The sequence below is a fragment of the Methylobacterium sp. WCS2018Hpa-22 genome (assembly GCF_031843785.1).
Classification (GTDB): Bacteria; Pseudomonadota; Alphaproteobacteria; order Rhizobiales; family Beijerinckiaceae; genus Methylobacterium.
The window spans coordinates 12,429-34,392 of record NZ_JAVTJA010000021.1; the positions used below are offsets into that span (position 1 = coordinate 12,429).

The 21,964-nt window shown below is 70.8% G+C and carries 27 protein-coding genes and 1 pseudogene; 23 read left to right on the forward strand and 5 right to left on the reverse strand.

The features are described 5' to 3' along the window. The first annotated feature begins 67 nt into the window (after nucleotides 1–67). On the forward strand, nucleotides 68–289 hold the full coding sequence (locus RQI43_RS21745; RefSeq protein WP_156467747.1) for a hypothetical protein: 222 nt from the start codon (nucleotides 68–70) through the stop codon (nucleotides 287–289). Nucleotides 290–475: 186 nt separating this feature from the next. On the opposite strand, the gene RQI43_RS21750 is transcribed toward RQI43_RS21745, so the two are convergent. Together RQI43_RS21750 and RQI43_RS21755 are read right to left on the reverse strand one after the other, a co-directional pair. Then, entirely contained in the window at nucleotides 476–1,339 is an 864-nt protein-coding gene (locus RQI43_RS21750; RefSeq protein WP_056426786.1) for a trypsin-like serine protease, read from the reverse strand. Nucleotides 1,340–1,446: 107 nt separating this feature from the next. Continuing rightward, nucleotides 1,447–2,217: a trypsin-like serine protease gene (locus RQI43_RS21755; RefSeq protein WP_311276569.1), complete on the reverse strand. Its 771-nt coding sequence runs from the start codon at nucleotides 2,215–2,217 to the stop codon at nucleotides 1,447–1,449. A gap of 29 nt (nucleotides 2,218–2,246) precedes the next feature. Between RQI43_RS21755 and RQI43_RS21760 the strand changes: the two genes are divergently transcribed. The 10 genes from RQI43_RS21760 (at nucleotide 2,247) to RQI43_RS21805 (ending at nucleotide 7,558) form a co-directional block, all read left to right on the forward strand. Then, complete coding sequence (locus RQI43_RS21760; RefSeq protein WP_311276570.1) at nucleotides 2,247–2,807, forward strand: phage head-tail connector protein; 561 nt, start codon at nucleotides 2,247–2,249, stop codon at nucleotides 2,805–2,807. A gap of 22 nt (nucleotides 2,808–2,829) precedes the next feature. Then, the gene (locus RQI43_RS21765; protein WP_311276571.1) at nucleotides 2,830–3,177 is read left to right on the forward strand and encodes a phage head closure protein; all 348 of its coding nucleotides are present in this window, start codon (nucleotides 2,830–2,832) and stop codon (nucleotides 3,175–3,177) included. Then, nucleotides 3,174–3,614: a DUF3168 domain-containing protein gene (locus RQI43_RS21770; RefSeq protein ID WP_311276572.1), complete on the forward strand. Its 441-nt coding sequence runs from the start codon at nucleotides 3,174–3,176 to the stop codon at nucleotides 3,612–3,614. Before RQI43_RS21765 ends, RQI43_RS21770 begins: the two co-directional genes overlap by 4 nt. Before the next feature lie 61 nt (nucleotides 3,615–3,675). Beyond that, nucleotides 3,676–4,083 (forward strand): phage major tail protein, TP901-1 family, encoded by a 408-nt coding sequence (locus RQI43_RS21775; RefSeq protein ID WP_311276573.1) that lies wholly within the window; start codon nucleotides 3,676–3,678, stop codon nucleotides 4,081–4,083. Next, the gene (locus RQI43_RS21780; RefSeq protein ID WP_311276574.1) at nucleotides 4,083–4,406 is read left to right on the forward strand and encodes a gene transfer agent family protein; all 324 of its coding nucleotides are present in this window, start codon (nucleotides 4,083–4,085) and stop codon (nucleotides 4,404–4,406) included. Before RQI43_RS21775 ends, RQI43_RS21780 begins: the two co-directional genes overlap by 1 nt. Next, on the forward strand, nucleotides 4,403–4,621 hold the full coding sequence (locus RQI43_RS21785; RefSeq protein WP_056426805.1) for a phage tail assembly chaperone: 219 nt from the start codon (nucleotides 4,403–4,405) through the stop codon (nucleotides 4,619–4,621). Before RQI43_RS21780 ends, RQI43_RS21785 begins: the two co-directional genes overlap by 4 nt. A 250-nt stretch (nucleotides 4,622–4,871) precedes the next feature. Beyond that, the gene (locus tag RQI43_RS21790; protein WP_311276575.1) at nucleotides 4,872–5,444 is read left to right on the forward strand and encodes a phage tail tape measure protein; all 573 of its coding nucleotides are present in this window, start codon (nucleotides 4,872–4,874) and stop codon (nucleotides 5,442–5,444) included. 73 nt (nucleotides 5,445–5,517) lie between these two features. Then, nucleotides 5,518–6,153, forward strand: coding sequence for a DUF2460 domain-containing protein (locus tag RQI43_RS21795; protein WP_311276576.1), 636 nt, complete (start codon nucleotides 5,518–5,520; stop codon nucleotides 6,151–6,153). A 15-nt stretch (nucleotides 6,154–6,168) separates the two neighbouring features. After that, nucleotides 6,169–7,062 (forward strand): DUF2163 domain-containing protein, encoded by an 894-nt coding sequence (locus tag RQI43_RS21800; RefSeq protein WP_311276577.1) that lies wholly within the window; start codon nucleotides 6,169–6,171, stop codon nucleotides 7,060–7,062. A gap of 19 nt (nucleotides 7,063–7,081) precedes the next feature. Then, a complete protein-coding gene (locus RQI43_RS21805; RefSeq protein ID WP_311276578.1) occupies nucleotides 7,082–7,558 on the forward strand; it encodes an NlpC/P60 family protein in 477 nt (158 codons plus the stop codon). Here the strand turns inward: RQI43_RS21805 and RQI43_RS21810 are convergent. Then, nucleotides 7,542–7,823, reverse strand: coding sequence for an XRE family transcriptional regulator (locus tag RQI43_RS21810; protein WP_311276579.1), 282 nt, complete (start codon nucleotides 7,821–7,823; stop codon nucleotides 7,542–7,544). The two genes, RQI43_RS21805 and RQI43_RS21810, sit on opposite strands and share 17 nt — an antisense overlap. Then, nucleotides 7,820–8,137: a type II toxin-antitoxin system RelE/ParE family toxin gene (locus tag RQI43_RS21815; protein ID WP_082470588.1), complete on the reverse strand. Its 318-nt coding sequence runs from the start codon at nucleotides 8,135–8,137 to the stop codon at nucleotides 7,820–7,822. The genes RQI43_RS21810 and RQI43_RS21815 overlap by 4 nt, the downstream gene beginning before the upstream one ends. A 106-nt stretch (nucleotides 8,138–8,243) precedes the next feature. On the opposite strand from RQI43_RS21815, the gene RQI43_RS21820 reads away from it, so the two are divergent. From RQI43_RS21820 to RQI43_RS21865, 10 genes and pseudogenes are all read left to right on the forward strand, one after another. Continuing rightward, nucleotides 8,244–12,152, forward strand: coding sequence for a glycoside hydrolase/phage tail family protein (locus RQI43_RS21820; protein ID WP_311276580.1), 3,909 nt, complete (start codon nucleotides 8,244–8,246; stop codon nucleotides 12,150–12,152). 25 nt (nucleotides 12,153–12,177) lie between these two features. Further along, nucleotides 12,178–13,743 (forward strand): DUF2793 domain-containing protein, encoded by a 1,566-nt coding sequence (locus RQI43_RS21825; RefSeq protein WP_311276581.1) that lies wholly within the window; start codon nucleotides 12,178–12,180, stop codon nucleotides 13,741–13,743. A gap of 79 nt (nucleotides 13,744–13,822) precedes the next feature. After that, the gene (locus RQI43_RS21830; RefSeq protein WP_311276582.1) at nucleotides 13,823–14,518 is read left to right on the forward strand and encodes a lysozyme; all 696 of its coding nucleotides are present in this window, start codon (nucleotides 13,823–13,825) and stop codon (nucleotides 14,516–14,518) included. A 41-nt stretch (nucleotides 14,519–14,559) separates the two neighbouring features. Continuing rightward, on the forward strand, nucleotides 14,560–15,084 hold the full coding sequence (locus tag RQI43_RS21835) for a hypothetical protein (RefSeq protein ID WP_311276583.1): 525 nt from the start codon (nucleotides 14,560–14,562) through the stop codon (nucleotides 15,082–15,084). A 406-nt stretch (nucleotides 15,085–15,490) separates the two neighbouring features. Then, a complete protein-coding gene (locus tag RQI43_RS21840; protein ID WP_207410814.1) occupies nucleotides 15,491–15,841 on the forward strand; it encodes a hypothetical protein in 351 nt (116 codons plus the stop codon). 88 nt (nucleotides 15,842–15,929) lie between these two features. Next, nucleotides 15,930–16,136 carry a hypothetical protein gene (locus tag RQI43_RS21845; protein WP_311276584.1) on the forward strand — a complete coding sequence of 69 codons (207 nt, stop codon included), beginning with the start codon at nucleotides 15,930–15,932 and terminating at the stop codon, nucleotides 16,134–16,136. A 143-nt stretch (nucleotides 16,137–16,279) separates the two neighbouring features. Next, the gene (locus RQI43_RS21850) at nucleotides 16,280–16,654 is read left to right on the forward strand and encodes a PepSY domain-containing protein (protein ID WP_056426845.1); all 375 of its coding nucleotides are present in this window, start codon (nucleotides 16,280–16,282) and stop codon (nucleotides 16,652–16,654) included. Between the two features lie 68 nt (nucleotides 16,655–16,722). After that, nucleotides 16,723–17,400 carry a response regulator transcription factor gene (locus tag RQI43_RS21855; RefSeq protein ID WP_056143225.1) on the forward strand — a complete coding sequence of 226 codons (678 nt, stop codon included), beginning with the start codon at nucleotides 16,723–16,725 and terminating at the stop codon, nucleotides 17,398–17,400. 76 nt (nucleotides 17,401–17,476) lie between these two features. Next, nucleotides 17,477–17,929 carry an antitoxin Xre/MbcA/ParS toxin-binding domain-containing protein gene (locus tag RQI43_RS21860; protein WP_311276585.1) on the forward strand — a complete coding sequence of 151 codons (453 nt, stop codon included), beginning with the start codon at nucleotides 17,477–17,479 and terminating at the stop codon, nucleotides 17,927–17,929. Next, nucleotides 17,926–18,399: pseudogene (locus RQI43_RS21865) on the forward strand (RES family NAD+ phosphorylase); the annotation flags it as partial. The gene RQI43_RS21860 and the pseudogene RQI43_RS21865, both read left to right, overlap by 4 nt. A 36-nt stretch (nucleotides 18,400–18,435) precedes the next feature. Here RQI43_RS21865 and RQI43_RS21870 read toward each other — a convergent pair. Further along, a complete protein-coding gene (locus tag RQI43_RS21870) occupies nucleotides 18,436–18,657 on the reverse strand; it encodes a type II toxin-antitoxin system VapB family antitoxin (protein ID WP_207410810.1) in 222 nt (73 codons plus the stop codon). A gap of 92 nt (nucleotides 18,658–18,749) precedes the next feature. Between RQI43_RS21870 and RQI43_RS21875 the strand changes: the two genes are divergently transcribed. Both RQI43_RS21875 and ccmI read left to right on the forward strand, forming a co-directional pair. After that, a complete protein-coding gene (locus tag RQI43_RS21875) occupies nucleotides 18,750–20,165 on the forward strand; it encodes a sensor histidine kinase (protein ID WP_207410809.1) in 1,416 nt (471 codons plus the stop codon). A 165-nt stretch (nucleotides 20,166–20,330) separates the two neighbouring features. Beyond that, on the forward strand, nucleotides 20,331–21,845 hold the full coding sequence (ccmI, locus tag RQI43_RS21880; RefSeq protein WP_311276586.1) for a c-type cytochrome biogenesis protein CcmI: 1,515 nt from the start codon (nucleotides 20,331–20,333) through the stop codon (nucleotides 21,843–21,845). Nucleotides 21,846–21,964: the final 119 nt, after the last annotated feature.

Sequence of the window (21,964 nt, forward strand, 5' to 3'; positions counted from 1 at the left end):
ACCCATCGTCACCATTGCCAGGGACGCTCCGAGACGTTCAGCCCTGCAACCCAGCATGGAGCCGCAAATGTCAGCCGTAAGCCCGATCGCCTACCTGAAGGCGCAGCACGTCGCATCACAGGAGGCCAGTGCGCGGCTCGTCGAGCACCTGACACGAGCGGGGATTCCTGCCGAGACCGCTCACCAAGTGGTGGCTCAGCACATCGCGGGATCAGCTGAGCGTCTGCACTCGGAGAACGAGTCCATCTTGGACGCCAATATCCATTGGACGCAGAACGGTCACAACTGATCCAAAGCCGGAGGGCTGCGGAGCGCCGAGGACAGGCACTGCGCCCGGCGAGGCCACCTAGACCGGTGACGGCCGAGGCCGTCCGCCCTCAAAGCCCACCTCCGTTGAGCGCGTCCGGGAGGCTCGTTTCAAGGCATGACGCCGACGAACGAACGCCGATTGTGAAGAGAATCGACGCTCCGCCCCTCATCGCCGACCCGGCCGCGCCATCCAATCGGAGCGGTTGGAGCGGCGGAAGCTCGCGGGGGCTTCGCTCGGGGAGAGCTGGGCCATCTCGGCGGCGCGGGAGGTGATCCAGCCGGCATGCTGGCCCGTCGGGGTCACCGCCGTGAAGCCGCCGCAGGCGGTGCGGGCACGCTTGTCCTGGCGCATGGCGCCGCTCGACCAGCTGACCACGCCGACGATCTGGTAGCCGCCCGGACCACCGCGCAGGATCGGCCCGCCGGAATCGCCGAGGCAGGCACCGGCTCCCGCCGTTTCGGCGAGCTTACGCCGGTCCGTCACCACCGTGACCGTGTTGGCGACCTGGAGTGAGCCGATGGAGACGAGATGCGCCTGCCGCAGGGTGCGGGCGGTGTTGCGACGATTCTCGGCCACGACGCCGAACCCGGCGATGTCCACCGACTCACCCGTGCCGATGGCCCCGCCGCCGCGCGGATCGAGGGGCTGGAAATCCGCCCCTAACGGCTCGGACAGTTTGATCAGGGCCAGATCGATGCCCGGCTGATCCTCCGGCGTGGTGCCGGGCACGAAATCGGGGTGCATCGACGCCGCGATGGCGGAGATGCGGCGCTGGCGGAACGACCGGTCGACGGCAACGACGCTGTAGCCGGCCTGGTGCATGACGCAATGCGCGGCGGTGAGGACGAGATCGGGACCGATGAGCGTGCCCGAGCAGATCTCGCCCTGGGTGCTCTCGATGCGCACCACCGAGGCGCGCAAACCATTGGGATCACGGGAGACTTCGCCGTTGATCACGGCGAGCGCCGGAGCCGGGACGAGACCGACCAGCGCCGTGACGGCGACCCTTCGCAGCGCGGTCGTGAACATCGTGTCTCTCCCGCGCCCGGCATGAGCCCCGGACGTCCCTGGAATGAAGCCTAGCGTAAGGCAATCCCTCGGCCAAGCTCCGGTTCCGTCGCTGAGGCAGAGCGGCGTCAGGGGGTGGACCAGCCTGCGGAGCGGCCCCAGCCCGCGAGGGTCCGGTCGATCCAGTCGCGCTGCGGCCCCAGCAGGACGCCTTGTGAGATGCTACCGCAGGCCCCGCCCCCGACCCAGGCGGAGACGGCCAGCGGCGGCGCACCGGGCGCATCCGCGATCGGCCCGCCGGAATCGCCCTGGCAAGCGCCGGATGCGCCGCCGGACGGCTTCATCCAGACCAGGATGCGGCTCTGCCCATAGGGCTCGACCACGGGGAGGACGGCGCTGCGGAAGGTGCCGGTGGTGCGCGGCTCGCCCGGTTTCGACACCCCGTAACCGGAGAGGACGAGGCTCTCGCCGGCGCGCGGCAGCGCAGCGCTCAACGGGATGGGGCGAAAGCGGCCGGGAAGCGGCGTGGCGGTGCGGACGAGGGCCAGATCGATGGAGCGCCGACGCCCGGCGATGGCGCCGGCGTCGTAGCCGGGATGAACCGCGCGGGCGGCGAGATCGACCAGCACCGGCTGGCCCGCCTCGTCGCGAAAATGCACCCGGTGCTCCGCGCCGCCCTGGCGGGGGCCCGCCGCCACGCAATGGCCCGCCGTCAGCACCGAATCCTGCGCCACGACGATGCCGGTGCACACGCCGCCGTTCGAGGACAGCACCATCACGGCCGAGCCGGCCGAATCCGGCGCCTCCCGGCCGCCGACCACGGCACCGGCCGGCGCGGCGGCGAGGCCGAGCAGCAGCGCGATGCCCGCAGACCGCATGTCGAGATCCATTCCGCCCATCCCCTTCACCGTCCCCCCCGGAGACGACGATGATCCCGATACGCGTCGATGCCGCCATCGTCGAGCCGGTCACGTTGGCCGACATGCGCGCCCACCTGCGGCTCGACCCCGACGACGATGCGGAGGATGCGCTGGTGGAGGGCCTGATCGCCTCGTCCCGCGCCATGGTGGAGCTCGCGACGCGGCGCATCCTGGCGCCCGGACGCTACCGGGTGATGCTCACGGCCTGGCCCCGGGACCGGTTCGTGCCCCTTCCCCTGAGCCCCCTCGTCGCCCTGGCGAGCGCCGGCTCGGTGGATGCGACGGGCACCGTCACGGACTTTGCCCCCGGCCTCGTCCGCCTCGCGCCGGACACGGTGGAAGCGCCGGGGCTGATCGTCTCGCCCGCCCTTCCCTCCCTGTACCGGGCCGCCGCCCTGATCGAGGTCGATGCCGGGTATGGCGGATCGGGCCCGCCGATCCCTCCTGCCCTCGCCCAGGCGATCCGGCTCGTGGCGGCGCACGGGTTCGAGAACCGGGGCGACCTGCCGGTGACCCTCACCCCGATGGTGGAGGCGCTCGTCGCGCCGCACCGGCGCATGCGCCTCTAACCGTACCGTCCGGAGCTCTGCCATGACGCACCCGCCCATCGGCGCGCGGCGACGCCGCTACGTGCTCGAACGCTTCGTCGACGACCCGGACGGGTTCGGCGGGCACCTTCGCCGGTTCGTGGCCGGCCCGCTCCTGTGGGGCACGCTGGATTCCACCGGCCATGCCGAGCGCATGCGCGGCGGCCGCTCGGATGCGGTGGCGACCCACCGCATCCGCCTCGCCTACCGGGCGGACGTGACGCCCGCCATGCGGCTCGTCTCCGGCTCGCGCCGCTTCGCCATCCGCGCGGCGGGCGATCCCGACGGGCGCGGGCGCGATCTCGTCTGCGAGGTCGAGGAGCTGATCGACACGACGGGGGGCCTGACATGAGCGACGCCCTGTCCCTTCCGGCCAACCCGCTCCTCGCCCTGCGGGCCGCCATCCTCACCGTCCTCGGCGGCGACGCGGAGCTCGGCCGGCTCATGGGCGGCGCAGTCCGCATCCATGACGAGCCTCCACGCGGCGCGGCACCCGTCTACGCGCTGTTCGGACCCGCCGAGATGCGGGACGATTCCGTCGACGGCGCGCTGCGCCATACCCATCGGATCGGGCTGATCCTCTTCGCCAGGCCCGGCTCCAGCCGCGGCGCCATCGAGGCTGCAGGCCGGGCCGCCGCCCTGCTGCACGAGGCGCTGCTCTCTCCCGCCGGCCATGCGCTGTCGGTCCTGCGGGTCGAATCCCTCGCCTGCGCCCGCGACGAGCGCAGCGGCGAGACCCGCGCCATCCTCACCCTCCAGGCTGTCACCGAGCGGCTGCCGGCCTCCTGAGCGAGTTCTGCCCCGCAGAACCGGCGACCTCTCTTGCTAACCCGCTTTAAGGAGCGACCCCATGAGTGCCCAGAAAGGCAAGGACCTCCTCATCCGGATCAGCGAGGGCACGGGGTTCACTGCGGTGGCCGGCCTGCGCGCCCGGCAGCTCGCCTTCAACGCCGAGACCGTGGACGTGACCTCGGCCGAATCCGTCGGGCGCTGGCGCGAGCTGCTGGCCGGGGCGGGGGTGCGCCGCGCGGCCGTCTCGGGCTCGGGCGTTTTTCGCGACGAGGCCTCCGATACGCGCCTGCGCCAGATGTTCTTCGACGGCAGCATCGACACGCTGCAGATCGTGGTGCCGGCCTTCGGCACAATCCAGGGCCTGTTCCAGATCACCAGCCTCGAATATCGCGGCGACCATGCCGGCGAGGTGACCTTCGACATGGCCCTCGAGTCGGCCGGGCCCCTGACCTTTACGAGCCTATGATGGCGAACCGCAGGCGCGGAGAGGTCTCCGTCGCGATCGGGGACCGGCGCTACACCCTGTGCCTCACCCTGGGAGCCCTGGCCGAACTGGAGGAGGCGCTCGGCGCCACCGATCTCACTGGCCTGGCGGGCCGCTTCGCCGAAGGCCGCCTCGCCAGCCGCGACCTCATCGCGCTCCTCGGCGCGACCCTGCGCGGCGGCGGCCACGATCTCGACGACGGGGCGGTGGCGCGGCTGCCGCTCTCCGGCGGGATCGAGCCCATCGCGACGGCCCTCGGCGAGGCCCTGGCCGCCGCCTTCGGGGCCGAGACGCCGGACCCTTGAGCCCCACGGGCGGGATCGGGCCGGAGGCTCCCTCCGCCTTCCCGTGGGACGAGGCCATGGCCCTGGGCCTGAACGCCCTGCGCTGGAGCCCGCGCGACTTCTGGGCGGCGACGCCCCGCGAATTGATGGCCGCACTCGGAGGTTCTAGCCGCCGCGACGCGGCCAGCGCCGCCGACCTGCGGCGGCTGATGAATGCCTATCCCGACCCGTCGTGACGTGGTTCGGCCTTCGATGAAGCCCGGCTCCCCGAGAGCCGCGCTGCCTATGAGGGACCTCTTTTCCAAAAAACCACCTCCTCCTGAGGTGCGGCGATAGCCGCCTCGAAGGAGCCCTCCAGCCCCCTCTGCGGCTTCTGGAGCCCTCCTTCGAGGCCTTCGCTGCGCTGCGGCACCTCAGGATGAGGTCGATGGATAGGATGGGGCGGGGAGAACCGAGCCCCTGAAAAGCGGATGACAGGAGCCGACCATGGCCGAGACCGAGATCGACCGCGCCATCGCCGCGCGGACCAAGCAGTTGAGCACCCTGGACAATCTGGCCCAGAAGTTCGGCGACAGCCTGAGCAAGGCCTTCATCAGCACGGTCGGCCCGGCCAAGCAGCTCGATGGGGCACTGACATCCCTCGTCACCAAGCTCGCCGGCATGGCCGGCAAGGCCGTCCTCGATCCGGTGAAGGGCGGCATCGAATCCCTGGTGAAGAGCCTCATCAATTCCGGCGCATCGAGCGCGGCCTTCGCCAAGGGCGGCGTGATCGCTGGAGGCCGGGTGCGCCCCTTCGCCAGCGGCGGCGTGGTGGCCGCCCCCACCTACTTCCCGATGCGCGACGGGACGGGCCTGATGGGCGAGGCCGGGCCGGAGGCGATCCTGCCCCTCGCGCGCGGCAGCGACGGGCGGCTCGGGGTCGCCGGTGGCGCTTCGGGGCAGCCGGTCTCCGTCACCGTCCATATCGCGACGCCGGATGCGGAGAGCTTCCGCCGCTCGGAGGCGCAGGTGGCCGCCGCCCTCGCCCGCGCCGTAGCGCGCGGAAGGCGCGCGTCCTGAGCGAGAACGACGCGGGGCCGGCGCGCATCCTGAACAACCACGGCATCCTGAACACCATCCGGGGAGGCGCGTCATGGCCGGTGATTTCCACGAGGTCCGCTTTCCCCTCGACGTGGCCCTGCGCGGCAGCGGAGGGCCGAGCCGGCTCACCGAAATCGTGACCCTCGCCTCGGGGCGCGAGCACCGCAACAGCCGCTGGGCCGATTCGCGGCGGCGCTACGATGCGGGCCTCGGCATCCGCACCCTCGACGCCCTGCACGCGGTCCTGGCCTTCTTCGAGGAACGGCGCGGGCGCCTCTACGGCTTCCGCTATCGCGACCGGATCGACCATCGCTCGGGGCCGCCGAGCCAGGCGGTGGGGCCGGGCGACCAGCCTCTCGGCCTCGGCGACGGCGCGACGCGGGTGTTTGCCCTCGCCAAGACCTACGGCACCGGGCCGCTGCCCTATCGCCGCCTCATCGCCAAGCCGGTGGCGGAGACGGTGCGGGTGGCGGTGGCCGGTGTCGAGCGGCCGGCCTCTTCCTTCACCTGCGACGGCACCACGGGCCTCGTGACCCTGGCGACGGCCCCCGCCCCGGGCGCGCCGGTGACGGCGGGGTTCTGGTTCGACGTGCCCGTCCGTTTCGACACCGACGATCTCAGCGTGGACCTCCAGGCCTTCAGCGCCGGCGAGATCCCGAACGTGCCGCTCATCGAGATCGTGCCCTGACCGGAGCTTGGATTCATGCGCGACATCCCCGCCGCCCTCGCCGCGCATCTCGCCGGCGGGTCCACCACCCTGTGCCATTGCTGGTCTCTGACCCGGCGCGATGGCCTCACCCTCGGCTTCACCGACCATGACCGCGACCTCGCCTTCTCCGGCATCACCTTTGCCGCGCGCTCGGGGTTAGAGGCCGCCGAGGCGAGCGCGGAGCTCGGCTTCGCGGTGGGCGGCGGCGAGGTCGCCGGGGCGCTGACCTCGCTCGGCATCGCCGACGCGGACGTGGCGGGTGGACTCTACGACGCGGCCGGCATCGAGACCTGGCTCGTGGATTGGACCGATCCGGCGACGCGCCTCCTCCTCGATGTCGGGACCATCGGCGAGATCCGCCGGGCGGGCACCGCCTTCGTGGCGGAACTGCGCGGGCTGATGGACCGCCTCGACGAGGAGCGCGGCCGGACCTTCCGCGCCACCTGCGGGGCGGATCTCGGCGATGCACGCTGCCGCGTCGACCTCGCCGATCCGCGCTACCGCACCACCGGGACCGTTCTCGCGCCGGCGACACCGGGCGACCTGCCAGCCACCCTGGCGGGGATTTTCGCCGAGGGCACCTTCACGGGCGGACGGCTCAGCTGGGATTCGGGCGCGAATGCCGGCCTCGCCAACGACGTTCGGGCGCACCGGCAGGCCGAGGGCGGCGTCCGGATCGAACTTTGGCAGGAGCCGCCCCGCGCCATGGCCGCCGGGGACCGGTTCACCCTGACGGCCGGCTGCGACAAGCGCCTCTCCACCTGTGCGGCGGTCTTCGCCAATGCGGTGAACTTCCAGGGATTCCCCCACATGCCCGGCAACGATTTCGTCATCAGCGCCATCCCCGGCTCCAGTACCGCCCTCGACGGCGGCAGCCTGTTCCGTTGAGCCGGCAAAGGACTTGCTTATGCCAAGCTCCGACCGGATCGTCGCCGAGGCACGGGCCTGGATCGGCACGCCCTACCGGCATCAGGCCTCGCTCAAGGGCGTCGGCTGCGATTGCCTCGGGTTGATCCGGGGAATCTGGCGCGGGCTCCTCGGGCCGGAGCCAGAGACCGCGCCGCCTTATTCGGCCTCATGGGCGGAATCCGCCCTCCCCGGCAGCGACCCGATGGCGGAGGCCGCCCGCCGCCATCTCGCCGCCGTGCGCGATCCTCTGAGCGGCTACACACCGGAAGCAGGCGACGTCCTGCTCTTCGCCTTCCGCTCTCATTTGCCAGCAAAGCACTGCGCGATCGCGAGCGGGGATGGGACGATGATCCACGCCCATGACGGCGCGGCGGTGACGGAAGTCACCCTCACGCGATGGTGGCGCCGTCACCTGGCGCATGTGTTCCGGTTTCCGAATGCGTTCCCACCTCGGAAACTCAGGCTGCCTTGCTGACGCGCATCTCGACGTGAAGACCGACCGCGCCCAGCATGTTCACCAGGGAATCGATTGCGAACAGATCGATCTTGCCACGCATCAGATCCGAGACGCGCGGCTGCGTCACACCGAGAATTTTGGCGGCCTCAGTCTGGCTCAAACCTTCGCCCACGATGTGGTTCTGCAAAGCGATCATGAGCGAAGAGCGAAGCTTCATGTTTTCGGCCTCGGCCGAACTGTCCTCGATCGCGTCCCAGACGCTCGAAAATGCCTGTCCGATCATCGTGTCATATCCCTGATCAAAGTCTCGTAGCGGCTTTTGGCGACCGCGATGTCCTTGGGACTCGTTTTCTGTGTCGCCTTCTTGAAACAATGCAAGACGAAGACGGCGTCCGCCAGCTTGGCGATGTAGATGACCCGGTAGGCTCCCGTCGCCTCGTGCAGGCGAATCTCTCGGACACCAACTCCGATTGAAGTCATCGGCTTCCAATCATCGGGTTCGTGGCCCGCCTGCACTCTGTCGAGCTGGTGTCCAGCCTTGCGCCTAGCCGAAAGCGGAAACGCCCGGAGCTGATCGAGCGAGTTACCGACAAACACAACGTCTTTGCATCGCTCTGCCACGCCTCTCTATACAAGATTTTGTATGGCGAGCCAAGGAGAGCGGCCGCGCAAACACATCCCCTCCCTCCCGGAGCCCTCCCGCATGGCCACGCTCATCCTGCAGACAGCCGGGGCGGCTCTGGGGACCGCGCTCGGCGGGCCGATCGGCGGGGCCGTGCTCGGCACGCTCGGCGCCGTGGCCGGTGGTGCGATCGACAGCGCCCTGTTCGGAGCGCGGGCCGGGCCGCGCTTCGTCGAAGGCCCGCGCCTGACCGATGTGGCCGGGCTGTCCTCCACGGAGGGCGAGCCGATCAAGCGGGTCTATGGCCGCGCCAAGGTGGGCGGCACCCTGATCTGGGCGACGCGCCCGCTGGAAGTGGCCAATACCAGCGTCCAGCGCGCCGCGTCCGGGGGCAAGGGCGGCGCCGGCCAGAAGACCGTGACCACGACCTACGCGTATTTCGCCGACCTCGCGGTGGGGCTGTGCGAGGGCGAGATCGCCCATGTCCGCCGGGTCTGGGCCGATGGCCGCGAGATCGACCTCACCACCCTGAATTACCGGCTGTACCGGGGTGGGGCCGACCAGGCGCCCGATCCGTTGATCGTCGCCAAGGAGGGCGCGGACCGAGCACCGGCCTATCGCGGCCTCGCCTATGTGGTGTTCGAGCGTCTGGCGCTCGCCGAGTTCGGCAACCGGGTGCCGCAGCTGGCCTTCGAGGTGATCCGCCCCGTGGAGGGGCTCGCCGGGATGGTCCGCGCCGTCTGCCTCATCCCCGGCTCGACGGAATTCGGCCTCGACCCCCGCCTCGTCACCGAGGATGCGGGTTTCGGCACCACGCGGGCCGCCAACCGGTTCCAGTTCCAGGAGGCGAGCGACGTCACCGCCTCCCTCGATGCGCTCCAGGCCCTGTGCCCGCGCCTCGCCCGCGTCTCGGTGGTGGCGAGCTGGTTCGGCAGCGACCTGCGCGCGGGCCGATGCACGGTGACGCCCAAGGTCGACCGGCCGGACAAGGCGACCCTCGGCGACACATGGAGCGTCGCCGGGCTGACCCGCGATGAGGTGGAAACGGTCTCGACTGCGCCCATGGGAGGTGCGGCCTATGGCGGCACGCCCTCCGATGCGGGGCTCGGCCGCCTCGTCGCCGAGTTGCGCCGCCGCGGTCTCGAGGTCGTGCTCTACCCGTTCGTGATGATGGACGTGCCCGCCGGCAACGGCCTGCCCGATCCGCGCGACGCGGGCGCGCTCCATCAGCCGCCCTATCCCTGGCGGGGCCGCATCACCTGCGCGCCGGCCCCCGGCCAGCCCGGAAGCCCGGACGGGACCGCCGCTGCGTCCGCGCAGGTCGCGGCCTTCTTCCAGAACCCGGACGGATACCGCCGTTTCCTTCTCCATTACGCCGACCTCGCCGCCGGCTGGGCGGCCGACGGCGTTTCGCTCTCCGGCTTCATCGTCGGCAGCGAGTTTCCGAGCCTCACCCGCGTGCGGGGCGAGGCCGGGCGCTATCCGGCGGTGGAGGCGTTCACGGCGCTGGCCCAGGAGGTGCGCGCCCGCCTCGGGGCCGGCGTGGCCCTGGTCTACGCGGCCGACTGGACCGAATACGGCGCCCATGTCCGCGACGGCGGGGCCACCGTGCGCTTTCCTCTCGACGCGCTCTTCGCCGATCCCGCCATCGCGGCGGTAGGCATCGACTATTACCCGCCGATCAGCGACTGGCGCGACGGCGAGGACCATGCCGACCTCGCCGAAACCGACAGCCTCTACGACACGGCCTATCTCAAGCGCCGCCTCGGGGCCGGCGAGGCCTTCGACTGGTACTATGCCGACGACGTCGACCGGCGCGCGCAACGGCGCACGCCGATCACCGACGGCGCGGCGGCCAAGCCCTGGATCTACCGGGCCAAGGACCTCGTCTCCTGGTGGTCGAACCCGCATCGTGAGCGGGACGGCGGGGTCGAGACCGGCACGACGGCCTGGATTCCCCGATCCAAGCCGATCTGGCTCACCGAAATCGGCGTGCCCGCCGTAGACAGGGGCACCAACGGCCCCAACGTCTTTCCCGACGCGAAATCCTCCGAGAACGCCGCGCCGCCCTTCTCGGCCAATCGTCGCGACGACCTGATCCAGGCCCGTGGCCTCACCGCCATCCTGACCCGCTTCGATGCGGCGCTGTCGGGTTTCGAGCCGGCTCACAACCCGGTCTCGCCCGTCTATGGCGGCCCGATGGTCGCCGCCGAGTCGGTCTTCGTCTGGTGCTGGGATGCGCGGCCCTTCCCGGCCTTCCCGGATTTCGACACGGTCTGGGCGGATGCGGAGAACTGGTCCCTGGGTCATTGGATCACAGGACGGATCGAGGGGCTGGAGCTCGACCGCCTGATCCGCGCGATCCTCGCCGATCTCGGCATCACCGCGCCGGCCCGGATCACCGCCGATGCCTGGCTCGACGGCTACGTCATCGACCGGCCGATCTCTGCGCGCGGCGCCCTGGAGCCCCTGGCCCGGATCTACGGGCTCGACGTCTCGGCGGTGGGCGGCAGGCTCGACATTCGCGGCCCGCGCCGCGAGCGCCCGATCGCCCTCGCGGCCGCCGATCTGGTGCTGACGGAGCGGGACCGGGCGCCGCTCAGCTTCGTCCGCGCCGAAGAATCCGAGCTGCCGCGCGCGCTCACCCTCGGCTTCTGCGACGGGGAGAGCACCGATTACCGGAAAGCCAGCGCCTCGGCGATCCGTCCCACCGGCCTGAGACGGCGCGAAAGCAACGCCGACGCCCCCATCGTCACGCGCCGGGAGAGCGCGGAAGCGCTGGCCGAGGCGCTCCTCGACACGGCCATTGCCGGGCGCGACAGCGCGGGTTTCGCGGTGAGCCCGCGCCGGATCGACCTGGTGCCGGGCGACCTCCTGGCCCTGCCCGGCGCCCGGCTCCCCCACCGGATCGTGCGGATCGCCGACAGCGCCGGCGCGCGGCGGATCGAGACCCGTGCGGTCCCGGCCCAGGGGTTCCGCCGCGACGCCTATCGCAGCCCTGACGGGAAAGCCCACAGGCCGCCGCCATCCATGGCCGGGCGCCCCTTCGCCCGCGTGCTCGACCTGCCGGTGGACAGGGGCAGCCCGACCATCCTCCAATATCTCGCCGTCTCGGCCGATCCCTGGCCCGGTGAGATGGCCGTCTGGCGCTCCGCCGGCACGGACGGGCCGCTCGGCCTGCACCGCATCGTCGATTACCCCGCCTGCCTCGGCGAGACGCTGACCCCGCTGCCGCCGGGACCGCTCTGGCGCTTCGACCAGGGGACCCGGCTCGATCTGCGCCTGCGCCATGCCGGCGCCCTCTCCTCCATCGCCGAGAGCGACGTTCTGGCGGGCGGCAACCTCTTCGCCCTGGTGGGCAGCGATGGCGGGGTCGAGATCATCGCGGCGGCCGGCGCCGAGCTGATCGGGCCCGGCACCTACCGCCTCAGCCGCCTGCTGCGCGGCCTGATGGGGAGCGAGGATCTCAGCCGGCGCGCGAATCCGGCCGGCTGCCTCGTCGTGCGCCTCGACGACGGGGCGGTCGTCCCCCTGGTGGAGCGGCTCGACGAGGCCGGCCGGCCCTTCCGCTACCGGATCGGTCCCGCAGGCCGCGACCCCGGCGATCCGAGCTACGTGGAGCTGCAGGCGAGCGCAGGGCTGCTGCCGCTCCGCCCCCTCGCGCCGGTGCACCTGACCGCGCGCCGCGAAGCGGACGGGATCCGGCTCGCCTGGATCCGACGGGCGCGGCGGGACGCGGATGGCTGGGAGCCGGTGGAGATCCCGCATGACGAGGCGGGCGAGACCTACGAGGTCGCGATCCACGCGCCGGACGGATCGACCCTCCGGACCGCCCGGACGACCGAGCCGGTGCTCCTCTACCTCGGCTCCGACGAGAGCGCCGATTTCGGCGCGACGCAGACCCACCTCGACGTGAGCGTCGCCCAGATCGGCGCGCTCACCGGCCCCGGCCCCGGCCGCCGCGCCATCCTGCCCGTGCGCTCCGCCTGAGCGCCCACCGATCCGGAGCTCCACCATGTCGCAGATGACGGCCAACCTCGCCCTGCCGCTGATCGCGGCGGGGCAGGCGGGAAAGCACGTGACCCATAACGAGGCCCTGGCGGCCCTCGATACCCTCGTGCAACTCGCCTGCCTCGACAAGGACCTGACATCCCCGCCCTCCTCGCCCACCGAGGGAGACCGCTACCTCGTCGCCAGCGCTGCGCCCACCGGCGCCTGGACCGGCCTCTCCGGCCACATCGTCCATTTCCATGACGGCGTCTGGAACGGCCTCCCGCCGAGGGCCGGGTGGCTCGCCTATCTGGCCGACGAGGACGCGTTCTACCGTTTCGACGGAGCCGCCTGGATCGCCCTCTCCCGCACGATCTCGGCCCTGCAGAGCCTCGCCCTGCTCGGCCTCGGCACCGAGGCGGATGCGGAGAACCCGTTCGCGGCCAAGCTCAACAAGGCCCTGTGGACGGCGCGCGGCACGGCGGAGGGCGGCACCGGCGACCTGCGCTTCGCCCTGAACAAGGCGGCCACGGCCAACGTCCTGTCGCTGCTGCTCCAGACCGGATTCTCGGCGCGCGCCGAGATCGGCCTGATCGCCGACGATGGCCTGTCCGTGAAAGTCTCGGCGGATGGGACGAACTGGGCCCATGCCTGGCGGGCCCAGGCGAATAACGGCTTCGTCGGTTTCGGTTCGGCCGCGTCGCCGGGCGGCCCGGTGCCGGGTGCTCCGATCTCCGTCTCGGGCTCGTCGAGTGCCGCCCTGATCCAGCTCGAATCCTACAGCCTGGGCGCGCCGGTGGTGAACATCACGACGCGCATCGCCCGCGGCACCCCGGCCGCCCCGACGGGCATCCTCGCGGGAGACCGATTCTTCGGTTTCTTCGGCCGTGGCTACCATGCGGCGGGCGGGTTCTCCGGCTACATGGTCACCTTCAACGGTGTCGCCGAAGAGGATTTCACCGCCACGGCGCAGGGCACGTTCGTCGATTTCCAGACGACGGAAATCGGCACGAGGTCACGCCGGTCCGTGGTCAAGTTCAGGGGCAACGGCGCCCTCGAACTCATCCCCCGCACCGGCACGCCGAGCGCAGGGCTCGCACCCGGGCAGATCCTGTTCGACGGCACCGCCACCGCGTTCAAGGTCTATGACGGGACGCGCTGGTCCCGCCTCACCGACCTGCCCCGGTTCGCAGCCGCCATGGCCGCCGACATGACGATTCCGGCGGGCGCCTGGGCGAAGGTGGCGTTCAACACCGCCGAGGTGAACGACCAGGGCGCGTTCGTGCCCGCGACGAACCGGTTCGTCGCCCCCGAGGCCGGCACCTACACGTTCGGCGCGGGCCTCGCCTTCCGCAAAAGCGGCAACGCCGCGCCCACCGCGCTCCAGGCCCGGTTCTACCGCAACGGCGCGGCGTCCCCGCGCCACCGGGCGGGCGTGACCGGCCTGGTCGACGGCGTCTCGACCCTCGCTCTCACGGCGACCCTCGCCCTGGCAGCGGGCGACACCGTGGAGGTGTTCGCGCAATTCACCGGCGCCGAGGGCGGCATCCTCGCCGCCGACACGACGTTCTGGGGCCTCTCCGTGCCCTGAACCGCCCGGGAGGCGGTGCCCTCCCGGATCGCGCGTCGCCGGACGACGCCTCTCCCCCGTTCCAGACCCGGAGTGAACCATGGACCTCAGCGCCATCGGCAGTGCCGTGCTCGTCGCCCGCGAAGGCCGCCGCCTCGACGCCTATCGCGATTCCGTCGGCATCTGGACCATCGGAATCGGCCATACCAGCGCGGCGGGGCCGCCCGCGGTGACCCAGGGCCTGCGTCTGACCGCGGCGGAATGCGACGCCGTCTTCGCCCGCGATGTCGGCCGCTTCGTGCGCACCGTCGAGGCGGCGGTGCCAAGCGATCTACCCGACCATGCCTTCGATGCCCTGGTCTCCCTCTGCTTCAACATCGGCGAAGGCGCGTTCCGGCGCTCGACCGTGGTGCGCCGCCTGAAGGCCGGGGACCGCGCGGGGGCCGCCGAGGCGATCCTGATGTGGAACCGGCCCGCCTCCCTGATCCCGCGCCGGAGGGCCGAATACGACCAGTTCCGCACGCCCTACGCGGCATCCCTGCCGCGCGCCCGCTCCACCGATCCCGCCGTCATCCCGCGCCCGGCCGAGACGACCCCACTGCCCGCGAGCCCGGCGCGGGAGCAACCCGAAGCAGGGCCGGGACTCCTGACGGGCCCGGCCGTCGGCTCCGAGCGCCGCCCCCTCCCCCGCACGCCCTCGATTCGGACCGCGCCGCCGCAGCGGAGCGTCGCGCCCGCCAGTGCCTGGGCTCGGTTCACGGCGTCCCTCCGGGCCCTGTTCGGCCCGGGGGCCTGATCCCGAAAAGCCCGCTCCCCCGCCGCATCCCGGAGATCGTCATGAAACCCTCGTTCCTCGTCCTCGGCGGCCTTGCCGTGCTGCTCTCCTCCTGCGCCGCCTCGCCCTGCATGGCGGCGACGGCGGAAGCCGCCATCCTCCTGCCCTGGGGCGATGCCGCGATCGCCCTCGCCCAGATCGTCACCGCCTTCCTGGCGCCCCTGGCGATCACCGCGGCGACCGCCGCATTGGCACGGATCGCCGGCCCGTTGCAGGTTCTGATCACGACCACCCTGGTCGAGCGTCTCGTGCGCAATGTCGGCGATTACGCGATCAATGCCGTGGCCGGCGCCGTACGCGGACGGACCCTGTCGGTGCCGGTGGGCTCGGCCGTGATCGCACGCGCGGTTCAACGGGCCCTCGACCAGGCGCCGGCCTGGCTGGTGACGGCGGCGGGCGGGGCGGAGGGTCTCGCGGAGAAGGTCTTCCGCAGCCTGCCCCTCGATGAGGAGGCCGCGACCGGCAACACCCTGCCCCCCGCCCTCGATGCCCTGCGGGCGGGACAGGGCGCGGTGTCCCCGGCCTAAGCTGCGTTCCGTGGACCGAGGGCTGCGACATCCGCACATCTCGCGGGCTGCGCTGGCGAGCCCTCTCCTGGAAGGCAGGGCGATCGCATATGATACCACGCCGTCATTCCGGGTCGCCACAGGCGAGCCCGGACCCGGAGGGCCGCGCCGGAGGCGTGCAATCCAGAGCCGCCGACAGTGTAAAGTCCTGCATCACTTGTGTTTCTGGATCCCGGGCTCCGCGGCGCGGACCCGGGATGACGGGGTGGTGCAAGCGGGTTTCTGACAGGCAAATCGGCATATGCGGTCGCCCTGAATGCGAGGAGAGGGCACCCAGCGCGCCTTAGGTCGCGGACCTGCTTGGAAAGAGCGAACAGCCTTCGAGCAGATGGGTGAGCCCATTCGGGGCAGCGGAGGGGAGATTCCCATGGACAGGATCGCACTCGAAGCCGCCCGCCTGCTGTTCTCGGAGGAGGGCGCGGGCTGGATCGTCGCCGCCCTTCTCGGCTTCGCCTGCCTGCATCTCTACCGGGAGGTGGGTCGGGCGCAGGAAGCCCGGATCGGCGAGGCCGGCGCCACGGCGACGGCTCTGGAACGGGCCTCGCAGGCGAACTCGGCCGTGGCTTTGGCCATCGAGAGCCGCACGCGCGTGCTCGAGGACCTGTCCCGGCTGGCCGGCGAGATCTCACGCGGTGTCGATCGCGGCGACGAGCGGGCGCGGGAGAAGTTCGACGAGATCCTGCGCCGCCTCTCGGAACCCCGCCACGAGGGCCGATGACGCCCAGGCTTTCCCCTCCGCGCAGCGCTCATCGCGCCTCGTGCTTCTTTGCCCGTTCCCCTTTACCCATGGATGGGAGATCGCCCCGATGAACCGTCTCGCCCGCTTCTTCCCGCCCTCCCCGCGCCTGCGCGCCGCCTCCGGGCGCCTCCGGGCGGCGGAGACCGGATTCGAGCTCTCGATGACCGACCTGCGCAGGGCCGCCCTTGAACACGTCGATTGTCACCGCCTCCTCGGCATCGCCTTGCGGGCGAGCCTGCAACCTCCGGTTCTCCACGGCGAAGGCCGCTCGTGACCGCCCGTTTCGGGAACCGGAGGGGGCACGATCGGCTTGCCCGCTCTCATCTCGCCGCGCCACGATCCGATCGTTCGGGATCGGGGCCCGGCCGAACCCGCATTCAGGGCGCATTCAGTGCCCGAAGACCATTGACTCATCCCATGCGCATCCTCCTCGCCCTGCTGTTCATCGGCCTGACCGTCGCGGCTTTCGCGACGGGGCCGATTCGCACGCTGGCGGAAGAGACGATGACGCCCGGTACGGCCGAGGTCTCAGCGCCGATGCACGTGGTCCCGCCGAGCGAGAGCTGTCTCAGCCCGGCGGACCTGCGCGAGGCGGTGGCGGACAAGCGGGTGATCGAGCCGGTGGCCGCGATCCGCGCCGCCAGGACGGTGATCTCCCGGGCCGAGATCCAGCGCGCCCGGCTCTGCCGGCACGGGGAGGGCCTCGCCTATCTCCTGACGGCCTTGCGCCGGGACGGACAGTTCGTCCACGTGTTGGTGGATGCCACCACCGGACGGGTTATCGGCAAATAAAGGCGGGGGCGCCTATCGTTCTCCGCGACGGGGGCTTCACCGCCGCCTCATCTTGGGAGTGAATCGCAGTGCGTCTGCTCGTCGTCGAGGATGACCGGGACATCAACCGGCAAGTGGTCAGCGCGCTCGAGGAGGCCGGCTACGTCGCCGACAAGGCCTTCGACGGCGAAGAGGGCGCCTATCTCGGCGAGAGCGAACCCTACGACGCGATCATCCTCGACATGGGCCTGCCAAAGGCGGACGGCGTCACCGTGCTGCAGAAATGGCGCCGCGCCGGCATCAAGACGCCGGTCATCATCCTCACCGCCCGCGACCGCTGGTCGGACAAGGTCGACGGGTTCGATGCCGGGGCCGACGATTACGTGACCAAGCCCTTCCACATGGAGGAGCTGATGGCGCGTGTGCGCGCGCTCCTGCGCCGCGCCACCGGCCACGCCACGAGCCAGATCTCCTGCGGGCCCGTCGTGCTCGATACCCGCTCGGGCCGCGTCTATGTCGACGGCAACCCGATCAAGCTCACGAGCCACGAATACCGCCTGCTCGCCTACCTGATGCACCATACCGGCCGCGTGGTCTCCCGCGCCGAGTTGACGGAGCATCTGTACGACCAGGATTTCGACCGGGATTCCAACACGATCGAGGTCTTCGTCGGCCGCCTGCGCAAGAAGCTCGCGGTGGACCTGATCCAGACCGTGCGCGGCCTCGGCTACCTCGTGGACCCGAACCAGCCCGCGCCGCGGGTGTAGGGGGTAGAACTTCGGCGGATCTTGCCCCCGTCTCATCTGAGCCCCATAATCGGCTCAGATGAGACGGGAGTGCGACATGGCGAGCTACGACATGGACAGCGGGGTGGCTATTGCCGACGTTCTCGGATTCGAAGGACCGAGGTCCGGCGAAAGCACGGACGCGAATGTCATCGCGCAGGTCACGGCGGGGTTGCCGGTGGCTTCCGTCGATCGGCTCGCCTCCGCCGTCGCTCCCGACGATCGGACATTCGCCTTCAACTTCGTGGCACGTGCTACGCTCAACCGCCGCCGCGCGGAGGCGAAGGCGAGGCTGACGCCGCATGAGAGTGCGAAGGTGGTGCGCCTGGCGAAGGTCTGGGCGTTGGCCCGTGATGTCTGGAAATCGGATGACGCCGCCCGGGACTTCCTACACCGCCCTCATCCTCTCCTCGAGAACCGGCCGCCCCTCGAAGTCGCGCTGGAATCCGAGTTCGGCGGACCACGCGTGGAGGCCGTCCTCGGCCGGCTCAAATATGGCTCCGCTGCGTGAGCGGTCAGACGCTCGCGCAGGCACAGAAGGCCTATCGAATCGGGGATCCCGACGGCGAGTACGCAATCTTCGATCCGACGGGGTCACGCCTTTTCCCCGGCCGATGGAACACACCGGCAAGCCCGATGATCTATGCGTCGGCCGACTACTCCACATCCATGCTCGAAAAGCTCGTCCACGGCAGCGGACGGCTTCCACCCAACCAGCACTACGTCGAGATCCTCCTGTCGGCCGGTCTCTCCTACGAGGTGCTGTCCCAACCTGCGGTGCCGGGATGGGATCATCCCGATTGCAACGCGTCGCGGACCTTCGGCGAAACTTGGCACCGCTCTCGCCGGTCGCTGCTTCTGTTCGTCCCGAGCGTCGTGGCGCGCGTGAGCACCAATATCCTCATCAACCCGGACCATCCGGATTTCGGCAGGATTACGGTGGGGCTTCATCAGCCATGCTGGTGGGACAACCGCCTGTTCGAGCGGCCGGGCAACCCTGCTTCAACACCAACGGCCTCATCGCGGCCGGTCCAATCCGCCGGGCCGCACGACGCCCTCTCCGCTATCGGCGAGTTCGGCGACGGTCCGACCCTGGATCCGTGACGTCTCTTGCGGTGACGTCTCTTGTAACTCGCGGGCAACCGCACGCCTGATCGCCTCGTCGGACGAAACGCCCCAGCGCTCCGCCAGGGTTCTCACAAGCAGTTCGGTCTCGGGATCATCGATGTCGAAGGCCATCGCCGCATCTCCATTCGGATGATGGTACAGACGGTACGACACGTCTTTCAACCAGAGCGAGACCGCCGCCCCATCATGACGACGAGACGAGTGTGATCGCCTTTCCCTCCTGGCTGCCGTTCCGGCGGCGCTCCATCGCCGTGCGCCTGGCGGGCTCGGCTCTGATCGCGAGTTCGGCGATCCTGCTGATCGCGGCCTGGATCCTCACCACGCTCTACCGCGAGAACACCGAGCGTTCCTTCGACAGCCGGCTCCTCGTCTATGCCAACAACCTCGCCACCGATCTCGTCTCCCCCAACGATCCCGAGAGCCGCTCCTTCAACCTGAGCGACCCGCGCTTCGACCTGCCCCTCTCGGGCTGGTACTGGCAGGTGGGGCGGCCGGATGCGCGGCCGCGCGACCTGCGCACCTCGCGCTCCCTCGTCGGCGTGCCGCTGAAGCCGGCCGGCACGCCGGACAACAATGCCGGGATCGGCCAGATCCGCCAGGGCTACGGCAAGGCCCAGGACGACCGGCCGCTACGCATCATCGAGCGCGACGTCGATCTCGGCGAGGAGGGACGCTACACCGTGCGCGTCGCCGGCCCGGCCGACGAGATCGAGAACGATGTCGGCCGCTTCCGCTTCTCGCTGATGGTGACGTTCGGCCTGCTCGGCCTGTTCCTGGCGCTGACGACGCTGCTGCAGATCCGCTTCGGCCTGGCGCCCCTGGCCAAGCTCCGCACGGCCCTCGGCGCGATCCGCCGAGGCGAGGCCGACCGGATCGGCGGCGAGTATCCCCGCGACATCGCCCCTCTCGCCGGCGAGGTGAACCTCCTGATCGAGACCAACCGCGAGATCCTGGAGCGGGCGCGCACGCAGGTAGGCAACCTCGCCCACGCCCTGAAGACGCCGCTATCGATCATCGTCAACGAGGTCGGCGCCAGCGACGCGTCGGACGACCTCGCCGCGAAGATCCGCGAGCAGGCGGCGGTGATGCGCGACCAAGTGAACTACCATCTCGACCGGGCGCGGGCGGCGGCTTTGGCCGGCACCCTCGGCACCTCCACCGAGGTGGAGCCGGCGCTCGCGGGCCTCGTGCGCACCTTCGGCAAGATCTACCGCGACAAGGACATCGCCTACGAGGTCCATGTCCCGCCGGGTCTGCGCTTTCGCGGCGAGCGCCAGGATTTCGAGGAGATGATCGGCAACCTCGTCGACAACGCCTCGAAATGGGCGCGCAGCCGCGTCTCGATCCGTGCGGAAACGGTGAGCGAGCACCATTATCCCCACCTTCTCGTCTCCATCGAGGATGACGGGCCGGGCCTGCAGCCGGAAGACCGGGCGGCGGTACTGGGCCGTGGACAGAGGCTCGACGAGACCAAACCCGGCTCGGGCCTCGGCCTCTCCATCGTGGCCGATCTGGCGGCCCTCTATCGGGGCCGTTTCCGCCTGGAAGAAGCCCAGCTCGGCGGCGTCCGGGCCGTGATCGAGGTGCCCGGAGACGCACCGAATGCCAGCGCCGGATGAGCGCCGGACTATGCGAAACGCCCCGAATGGTGTTTCAGACGGGCGTGCCCCTCGGGTCGGCGACTTCCGACACGGCACAGGTTCACGTGACACCGTGTCGCCGAACCGGTCCCTGCGTTCAGGCTCGTCCGGCGCTTACATGCGATGCTGCGAGTTTGGGGTGCGATGACGGCGATCTGGTTCATTTTGGCGGTGATGACGGGGGGCACCGTGCTGGCATTGCTCTGGCCGATGTCGCTGTGGTCCAAGGCACGGCGGGCGGATGCCGCTCCCCCGCCTCCGGCCGGAGCGCTGTCCACCGAAACCGCGTTCTATGAGGACCAGCTCCGCGAGATCGAGCGCGACCTGACGCGCGGGCTGATCGCACCCGCCGAGGCCGACGCAGCCCGCACCGAGGCGGCCCGCCGCCTCCTTCGTGCCAGCCGGGAGAACCCCGAAGCCGTCTCCGATGGGATGGCCGAGCCCGCCCTGCGCCAGCGCCGCGCGGCCTCGGCCTTCGCACTGTCGACGATCCCGCTCGTGGCGCTCATCGCCTACGGGCTCTACGGCTCGCCGCACATGCCGTCCCAGACGGCCTCCGACCGGCAGGCGGTGCAGTCCGGCGGGCAGGACATGCTGAAGGCCATCGGGCAGATCGAGGCGCGGCTCGCCAGCGACCCGAGCGACGGCCGCGGCTGGTCGGTGCTCGCCCCGGTCTATGTCCGCCTCGGACGGTTCGACGATGCGGCCCATGCCTACGAGGCCGCGACCCGCCTGCTCGGCGAGTCGCCCCAGCGTCTCTCCGATTGGGGCGAGGCCCTCGTCGCCGGCGCCAACGGGACCGTGACGCCCCGGGCGAAGGAAATCTTCGAACGCGCGGCGAGCCTCGATGCCGGCGCCGCCAAGCCGCGTTTCTACCTGGCGCGCGCCGCCGAACTCGAGGGCGACATCCCCGGCGCGGTCCGCCAGCTGACCACCCTGATGGAGAGCGCCCCGGCCGATGCGCCCTGGTTGCCCCTGGTGCGCGAGACGCTCACCCGCCTGAACGGCGAGGCGCCGGCCACGGCCGCCAAGCCCGGCCCATCGGCCAAGGCTCCCGATTCCAGCGCTGCGGCGGACCTGCAGGCGATGCCCGCCGCCAATCGCGACGCGGCGATCCGGGGCATGGTCGACGGGCTCGACCGGCGCCTGACCGAGAAGGGAGGCACCGCCGACGAGTGGGTCCGCCTCGTCCGGTCCTACGGCGTGCTGGGAGATCGCGAAAAGATGAAGGCGGCCCTCGACCGGGCGCGGAACGCGGTCGGCAGCGAAGCTGGGGCCGGGGCCAAGCTCGATGAACTCGCACGGGAGTTCGGCCTCGCCTCGGCACCGGCGGCTCCGCCAGTGACCGCCGCCGATGCGGCAGAGCGCGCCGGGACGGATGCCGCCGTGGCTGCCGTGAAGGCGATGCCGGCGCCCGAGCGGGACGCCGCCATCCGCGGCATGGTCGCCGGCCTCGACCGGCGGCTCGCCTCGAAGGGCGGCACGGTGGATGATTGGCTGCGTCTCGTGCGTTCGTACAGCGTATTGGGTGAACGCCAGCAGGCGAGCCATGCCCTCGATCGCGGTCGCATGGCCCTCAGCCCGGATGCCCGCGCGATGGAAAAGCTCGACATCCTGGCCCAGGAACTCGGCCTGCGCGGAGGCAACGACAAGCCGTGATCCGGGCCGCGACGAAGGACGCCCCCTGACAATCCGCCCCGGCCACGGGCCTTGACCCGGACTGTCATGGGGCCGAAACCCGAGTTACGCCAGAAACCTAAATTATACCGGACCACTGG